Annotated in this window: 3 protein-coding genes; all 3 read left to right on the top strand. The window is 42.5% G+C overall.

The window, feature by feature from the left end:
- The first annotated feature begins 90 nt into the window (after positions 1-90).
- The 3 genes from AC4II3_RS13030 (at position 91) to AC4II3_RS13020 (ending at position 8,640) form a co-directional block, all read left to right on the top strand.
- On the top strand, positions 91-3,348 hold the full coding sequence (locus tag AC4II3_RS13030) for an efflux RND transporter permease subunit (protein ID WP_488008155.1): 3,258 nt from the start codon (positions 91-93) through the stop codon (positions 3,346-3,348).
- Between the two features lie 519 nt (positions 3,349-3,867).
- Positions 3,868-5,583 (top strand): AAA-like domain-containing protein, encoded by a 1,716-nt coding sequence (locus AC4II3_RS13025; RefSeq protein WP_488029335.1) that lies wholly within the window; start codon positions 3,868-3,870, stop codon positions 5,581-5,583.
- A 3-nt stretch (positions 5,584-5,586) separates the two neighbouring features.
- Positions 5,587-8,640: an AAA-like domain-containing protein gene (locus tag AC4II3_RS13020; protein WP_488008161.1), complete on the top strand. Its 3,054-nt coding sequence runs from the start codon at positions 5,587-5,589 to the stop codon at positions 8,638-8,640.
- Positions 8,641-8,842: the final 202 nt, after the last annotated feature.

Below are 8,842 nucleotides of genomic sequence, written 5' to 3'. Positions count from 1 at the left end.
ATTCCCGATTCCCGATTCCCGATTCCCGATTCGCGCATTCTAAATTCGCGCATTCCCTAGTTCCTAAGTTGCCAACTTCGGCCAAATTTGATGAAACTTATCGAAACAGCTGTCCGGTGGCGACACGGAACATTTGTTCTGTTCTGCCTCCTAGCCCTATGTGGCATCTTAGCCCTATTCCAGCTTCCCCTAGAACTGCGACCAGGAGGTGATACCCCAGAAATTACCATTAGCACCTCCTACGCTGGAGCAGGACCGACTGAAGTAGAAGACCTGATTACTAGACCGATCGAAGAAGCCGTCGAAGAAGTTACAGGGGTTAAAGAAATTACCAGTAACTCTCGCCCTGGACGCAGTCGCATTTCTCTGGAATTCAATTGGGGAACAGATATTGATGCTCGCTTAGTAGATGTCTTGAGCAAATTACAGCGAGTGTCCTCTCTACCCCCAGAAGCAGGAGACCCCTCTGCTGAAGTGGTCAGTGGTGTTAGCAGTCCCATGATGTGGATTGTTCTAATGCCCAAACAAGGCGATGATTCTGACCCAGACCATTACCGTGACTTGATTCAAGATGTGATTGTACCCAAGTTACGGCAAGTGGAAGGAGTGGGTCAGATTATTACTCCTGGGGGACGGGAACGGGAAGTGGAGGTGATTGTAGACCCGAAAGCCTTAGCTGACCGGAATATAACCCTGTCTAATGTAGTCAATGCTTTGCGCACTAATAACCGCAATATTCGGGGTGGACCGATGGTAGTGGGAAGACGGGAATACCGAGTCCGCACCGTCAGTCGCTCTGAGGATGTGAAGGAGTTGGAAGGGTTTGTGTTGCGCCGAGACCAATCAGGAACTGTCTATTTGGGGGATGTAGCTGATGTCGAAATTGGTCGCAAGCTACAAAGTACGGTTATTGTAGCAAATGACGAACCAACCGCTGGCATTGGTATCGAAAGACGAATTGGTAGCAATGTCCCAGAGATATCTAAAGGAGTCAGAGCAGTACTCAAGGAACTGGAAGCCCAACTGGAACAGCAAGGGGAAAGTGTCCAGTTCTTAATTAACTACGACGAAAATGGCTATATTAACCAATCTATTGCCTTAGTGCAGCAAAATTTGATCATGGGTGCGATACTAGCATCCCTAGTATTGCTGCTGTTTCTCGGGTCATTGCGCACCGTAGCAGTAATTGCCCTCACTATTCCGACTACTATAATTACCGTCTTTATTGTCTTAGCCTTACTGGGTCGGTCTCTGAATGTGATCAGTCTGGCAGGATTAGCTTTTGCGGTCGGAATGGTGGTGGATAATGCCATTGTGGTGCTAGAAAATATTTTCACCCACATGCAACAGGGAAAAAATCCGATCCGAGCTGCTATTGACGGTACTCAAGAAGTGTGGTCAGCTATGCTAGCCTCTACTCTGACTACCGTAGCAGTCTTTGCTCCCATTGTTTTAGTTACAGGGGAAGCAGGACAGCTGTTCTTTGATATTGGTATTGCTCTATCGACATCGGTATTGTTTTCCCTGTTTGCAGCTCTGACCCTAGTTCCTATGCTATCGGGACTGTTTCTTAATCAAGCGGAGGCGCAACAGATTTTGCAGGGGATGGGGGATGTTGGGACCCAAGGTTTAAACCCAGAAAGCTTACACCCAGAACCATTGCGCCCACAGCAGGGAAGTAGGGGAGCCAAAATCCAAAATGTCCTGGTGCTAGCTGTAGTCAAAACTTCAGCAGTGTTTCGAGTATGGCAAGGCAAACTAGAGGGATTTTTATTAAAAACGGTGCGTTGGTCTCTTGGTGGGAAACGGATCGGAAGGCGTTTGGCTGTGTTGTTGATTCCTGTAGTATTGCTCTTTGTCAGTATTCGGTTACTTCCCCCCATGGATTACCTACCAGAAGGGAACCGTAATTTAATTATGTGGTTAACGGAACCCTTTCCAGGCACCAGTATTCCAGAATTCCTACGGCTATCTCAACCCGCCAGAAAGTTCTTGGCACAGCAGCCGGAAATTGACAAAACTGTGGTATTAGCAAACTCCACATGGAAAGCAATTTTCGTCCTTCTCAAGCCAGAGTTAGCTACCGGTAGGAATCTGGATGACATGGTGAATCGGATGGGAAAGGTAAAGTCTAATTTCCCTGGTTATCGCTTTGTGGTTGCCAGGCGCATTCCCATTTTTCGTAATCCAGGCAAGTCCTATACTGTCCGTCTGGTAGGACAAGACCTGGATCAATTAAACCAGTGGGGTCAGGATATTACTAAGCAATTGCGCCAACTGGATGGTGTGCGCAATGCTCGTTCCAGTTTTGTTACTGGTGCGCCAGAATTACAAGTAATTCCCAATCGGGAGCGACTAGCAGAAGTGGGCTTGTCAGAAGCTGAGTTAGGGAGAGTTGTTGAAGCTGCTCTCGGTGGCATTAAAGCCTCAGAATTTGTGGATGGTAAACGGGAGCTGGATGTGACCGTTGAATTACAACATACCGTTGTCAAAACTCCAGAGCAGTTGCGTCAGTTAGCGATGTATACTCCCAATGGTCGGCAAGTCCAACTAGCGGATGTGGCTGAAGTAGTAGATACCACCGGACCCGATACCATTGAGCGAGTGGATTTACAGCGTTCTATTACCCTAACCGTTAATGTCGATCGCTCAGCTCCCTTAGGAAAACTAGTTCAACAGACAGAGCAGCAAATTATCAAACCCTTCCGGCAAACCTTACCTGCTGGCTATCGTGTCGAATTAGCTGGTTCGGCAGATTTGCTATCAGAAACCTTAGTTCAGTTGGGGTCAATCTTTCTTCTGTCTTTAGTGATTACCTATCTGCTGCTAGTAGCACTCTACCGTTCTTTTCTCTATCCCATCGTAATTATGGCAACCGTACCGATAGGATTAACCGGAGCCTTGTTGAGTTTGGTGATAGTGAACAGAATTCCTGGTGTAGTAGTACCGCTGGATATGATTACTGGGTTGGGATTTGTGATTCTGACTGGAGTTGTGGTGAATAATGCCATCCTTTTAGTAGACCGAGCCTTGCAATTACAGCGAGAAGGGATGGATTACGATACATCCTTGTATAGAGCTGTATGCGATCGCTTACGACCAATATTTATGTCTGCTGGCACTACAGTACTAGGAATGTTACCGCTAGCAGTAATACCAGGGAAAGGAGCTGAATTATATCAAGGGTTAGGGATTACCTTGACTGGGGGATTAGCTTTGTCTACATTACTGACACCTACAGTAGTTCCAGCATTGATGGGATTATTAGTAGACTTTAGGGGTCAAAAGCCGAAACCTTCTGAGGTGAATAAGAAGGAAGAATCCCGTGAAATGGTTAGAGTGGATTAATCCGGTTAGTCGGGAATATCAAGGTTGTTCGCGTAGCGTGGCCTTTGGCCAAGGTTGTTTGGTTGGGGTGCATCTGACTGTCTTAATGGAAAGCGCGGTCTTGGGGAGGCAGTTGCTTAATAATGGAATAATTTTAAGAGTTTTGTGGAATAGGCATCTTGCCTGTTCAAGATCTAGTGGAATAGGCATCTTCCCTGTTCAAGATCTAGTGGAATAGGCATCTTGCCTGTTCAAGATCTAGTGGAATGGGCATCTTCCCTGTTCAAGATCTAGTGGAATAGGCATCTTCCCTGTTCAAGATCTAGTGGAATAGGCATCTTCCCTGTGGCTGATCTTTTTGGGCGGGCAGGATGCCCGCTCTACGAATATTCAAAAGAAGATTCAGCAACGCCCATTTGCCCATATCCCTATCTCTCCATCTATACTTTTAGAAAGTTACAGCCCTACCAAATTTGATTTGGAGGCAAAATCAACTTAACTGCCTCAGTTCTGTTGGAGCCAGAGTATTAAGTTGTATTGTTGACAACTAGAGACATGAATGCTGGAAATACCCCTGGTTATCTCCTCAAGCAGATAGAGTCAGCACTGTGTCGTGCTTTTCCTAGTAAAACTAGATTAGAAATGATGCTACGACATCAATTCAGTCAAAATCTGGAAGAAATTGCTCGTGGTGAAAATTTGACTGAAATTGTTTACAAAGTAGTACAAGATTTCAATACTAGCAATAGTTTAGCAAAATTAATTAAGAAAGCACTTAAGGAAAATCCCAATAATGCTAGCTTAAAGGCAATCAAGGAAAAATTTGAAATTACGACTAGTTTAGTCAACCTATTGCTTCCTTTAGAAAAACAAATCATCAAGCCAATGCAACAGGCTTATAGCGCTTGTTGTTACGATAAATTAGGGGATAATCGGGAATATGAAATCCCTGATAATTTAAATGATATTCTAGAAAATTTGGATAATATACCTCAACAAAATGATAATGAAACACCTATTATAGAATTTGTTGCTCGTTTATTAATAACTGGACATATTCCCAAACCAATTGCTGAAAAACTCAAGCAATGGTTAGACGAAAACGATTCTGCTGCTCAATGGGAACGTCTAATAAAAAAACTAAATTTTCAACAAGATGATTTGTTATTAGATGAAGACGGAACAGTACTTTTATCGGAAAATGAATTACTGCCGCCTAGACATTCTTTTGATTCTAACTGGCTAAATGAACTTGAAGCTCCTGAGGGGACAGTTAAGCTTCGCTCTAAATTCTACCTGCAGCGAGAAAACGAAGCTAAATGGTTAGATAAAGTCTTAGGATGGGGAGAAACTATCCGTGTCAAAGGTGCTCATCAGATGGGCAAAAGCTCCTTGCTAGCTCGTATGCACCAACAGGCTAAGCAAAATAGTCAAGCTGCACTCTATCTTGATTTTCAGCGTTTTGACCAAACGTTTTTATCCAGTCTAGACTCCCTGTTACGATATATAGCCGCTCGCATGACCAAGCACTGGCGAACTTCCCGTTCACCAGACTCCTATTGGTCTAGTTCCTTGGGAGCAAAAGATAAATTATCTGATTTTGTGCTTGAAGAAGTTCTTGAAAACACTGACTTCCCTATTCTACTGATATTTGATGATGTTGATATAGTTTTCGATTATGACTACAGAGATGACTTTTTTAGTCTAATTCGAGCTTGGCATAATGAGCGTGCTATAGAAGAGCAATGGGAAAAACTCAACCTAGTTCTAGCCTATTCCACGGAAGCATTTTTATTTATTCAAGATTTAAACCAATCACCCTTCAATGTCGGTATCTCTATTGAACTAGGAGATTTGAGTCGTTCTAAGGTTGAGGAAATGAATCGTAAACATAATAGCATAGCCCGGTCATCTGGTGAAATTGACTCCCTGATCAATTTACTAGGAGGACATCCATACTTGTTAAGAATGGCTTTTTATACAATGGCTACAGGGAGCATCAGGGTACCAGAATTTTGTAGAGTAGCAGGTGATGATGATGGTCCATTTGCAGAACACTTATCTCGATATCTTAGGCAACTTGAAGCATGGCCAGATTTGCGACATGGTATGCAAGACGTTCTCAGAAAACACAAATGCACGAATAACGAAATTTTTTATCGGTTACGGAAATCAGGATTAATTCTGGGACACAGTCCTGATGCTGTACAGGCAAGATGTCAGCTTTATGCACAATATTTTGAAACGAGACTATGAGTCATGAATTCTGATCACAACCCGATCCAGAGTAGCCCAGATCCAGATTACTATGTAGTAGGCGGAACGTTAAAAGTTTCAGACCGTAGTTACGTACCCCGTGCTACTGACCAGCAACTTCTAGACAATCTGATCAACGGAGAGTACTGCTATGTACTAACCACTCGTCAGATGGGCAAATCTAGTTTGATGGTACGCACCGCAGCAAAATTAAAGGAATTTAATATAGGTAGTGCCATCATTGATTTAACCAGCATCGGCACTTCCGTTGGATTGGAAGCTTGGTATCTAGGGCAAATTCGACGTATTGTAAGACAACTGCGTCTACACTTCGACTATGAGAGTTGGTGGAGAGAAAATGCCAGCTTTAGTGAAGTAGATAGATATTTAATGTTTATCTCAGAAATATTATTAGAGAAAGTTTCCTCCTCGGTTGTATTATTCATTGATGAAATAGATTCTACCCTTTCACTATCCTACACCGATGACTTCTTTGCTGCTATACGTTCCCTCTACAACGAACGTGCGATTAACTCGGAGTTAGAGCGGCTAACTTTTGTGCTTTTGGGTGTAGCCTCTCCATCGGATTTAGTAAAAGCTGTTGAACGGACTCCTTTCAATATCGGCAGGCGTATTGAGTTAAACGATTTTACTTTGGAGGAAGCTAAACCTCTTGCGGCTGGACTGGCACCAGGATCTGACCAAGCATTCAAGCTACTAAAGCAAATAATCAATTGGACAGCAGGACATCCCTATCTTACCCAGAAAACTTGTCAAATTGTGGCACAGTGGGCTAAAGAAAGTTGGGATACTGCTCAAGTAGATAAGATTGTGGAAAAGCTTGTACAAGCAACTTTCTTGACGAAGCGTGGTAAGTACAATGATAACAATTTGCATTTTGTAAGAGAACGTCTTTTAAGAGAATCACAATCAGCAGAATTACTTAATCTTTATTCTCTAATCAGGCAAGACAGAATTATAAGTAATAAAGACCGAAATTTAACTCACGCAAGACTAAAGTTGATCGGTATAGTAAAAGCTAATAATTCAGGAATACTTGAGGTAAGAAATCGAATATATTATGAAGTTTTTAATATAGATTGGCTCAATAACAACGGAGTCACACTAGAGGATAATAGTACAGGTTTTATAACCCTCAATCAACCTACCGTAAATAATAATTATATCAACAGTATTGAGATTATTAAAGATCATTCAATTACTAGTTCCGCCAAGTTAGTGTTAACTCGACAAGAGTACCACAATCGTCAGGCATTGCTTGCCAAAGTCAAAAACTATTGGGTTAAAGGTGTTTTAGAAAAATCTTTATTTAACCAAGTGCTAATTGAACAGGGACTAGAAGAACGGCCTGATGCAGTTACTAACCCTTTGAGCGGGATTCTAGAGATTGGGAACTCCTCACCTAAAGCACTCCCAGAAGGGACTAAGGTAATTGATATTTTTGACCAAATTAGTCCAGGTCGGACGCTGCTGATATTAGGTGAACCAGGGTCAGGTAAAACCACAACGTTACTCGAACTAACCCGTGACTTAATTGCCCGTGCTGAGCAAGATATTGATTACCCGATTCCTGTGGTATTGAATCTATCGTCTTGGGGATATAACAGGCAAAATATTGCTGGTTTGCTCATCGAAGAACTAAACAATAAGTATGATATTCCTAATAAATTTGGACAAGCTTTGGTCAGGAAACAGCAACTGCTTCTGCTCTTAGATGGTTTGGATGAAGTCAAGGCTGAATATAGAGATGATTGTATTATTGCTTTGAACAATTTCCTTTACCAGTACGGCGCAGATCTTGTCGTTTGCAGCCGGATCAAAGACTACCAAGCCCTCTCTAACCGTCTGAACTTTGCAAGTGCGGTTTATTTGAGGTTGCTCACCTTAGAACAAATCTATCATTACCTGGATAGTGTGGGGGCTGATTTTACAGGATTGAGGGTATTAATGATAGAGGATAGGGGACTGGAAGAGTTAGCTAGATCTCCTTTGATGCTCAAGATTATGACTTTGGCTTACCAAGGAGTAGCTGTTGAAGACTTGCCTAGAACTGACTTGGTAGAAGAACGTCGCAAACAGCTATTCAGTGACTACATTGAGAAGATGTTTAATCGTCGGCGGGCTAATCAGCAATACTCGAACGCTCAAACAAAGTATTGGTTGGCTTGGCTGGCACAGCGGATTATTCAGGAGCAACAAACGATATTTTCAATTGAACGAATGCAGCCTACCTGGTTACCAAATAGAATTCAGAGGATAGTTTATTCAACTCTATTGAGGTTGGTGTATGTGCTAATTTTTTACTTAACGGGTGGGCTACTTTTTGGCTTAATGGGTGGGGTAGCTTTTGGCTTAACGGGTGGGGTAGTTTTTAGTTTACTTTTGGGGTTGGGAAGTAGGAAAGAAATAAAGCCTGTTGAAATTATGGATTTGGTTCAAATAAGACTAGAGAATGGACTAAATTTTAAGCAAATTATTAAAGGGATACGTAGGCTGAGTGTTGGAGTGATTATTGGGCTAACTTTTGGAGTGAGTTTTGGCTTGACAGGTGAGATGGTTTTTGGATTGGTTTTTGCACTAGTTTTTGGGTGGATAGGTGGGCTTTTCAGTTCTAATGTAGAGTTCAAAGCAGCTCCTAATCAGGGGATATTTAGATCAGCCGTCAATGCGGGGTCTCTGGGATTATTTAGTGGGTTGATATGTGGATTAATTGCTGGAATTATTCATGGGTTACTTCGTGGAATTATTGATGGGTTATCTGCTGGAATTATTCATGGGTTATCTACTGGGCTGATAACTGGAGTGATTACTACTTTGCTAATGAGTACCTTAACTAATGCTGGTATTGCTTGCATTCAACATTTTTTATTGCGTATAATTCTATTCCGTAGTGGATACATTCCGTGGAACTACGCTCGTTTCTTAGATTACGCCACTGATCGTGTTTTTTTGCAAAAGGTTGGCGGTGGCTACATGTTTGTCCATCGCTTGCTACTAGAGCATTTTGCTACCTTGGAACCATGGGAACTAGAATAACGGGGAGTTGATTAATGTTGTGTGCATCTCCTAAAAACTGTTTGAGCCGGTGGTGCGTTACGGGGTGGGCTATTTCAAAGCTGGCGAAAAAGCGGAAAATCACAGCGATCCCACCCCTAACACACCCTACGCAAAATTTACTGAAGCGACATAACGGTAAAGTTGAGCGGTGTGAAAGCATTTTATAACAAAGCTCAACACT

Source organism: Moorena sp. (assembly GCF_982860115.1).
This window is presented reverse-complemented; position numbering and strand designations above follow the sequence as displayed.

What these genes read in the sequence shown, in the direction of transcription:
- AC4II3_RS13030 (WP_488008155.1), top strand. Translation starts at nt 91, where the DNA reads ATGAAACTTATCGAAACAGCTGTCCGGTGGCGACACGGAACATTTGTT.
- AC4II3_RS13020 (WP_488008161.1), top strand. Translation starts at nt 5,587, where the DNA reads ATGAATTCTGATCACAACCCGATCCAGAGTAGCCCAGATCCAGATTAC.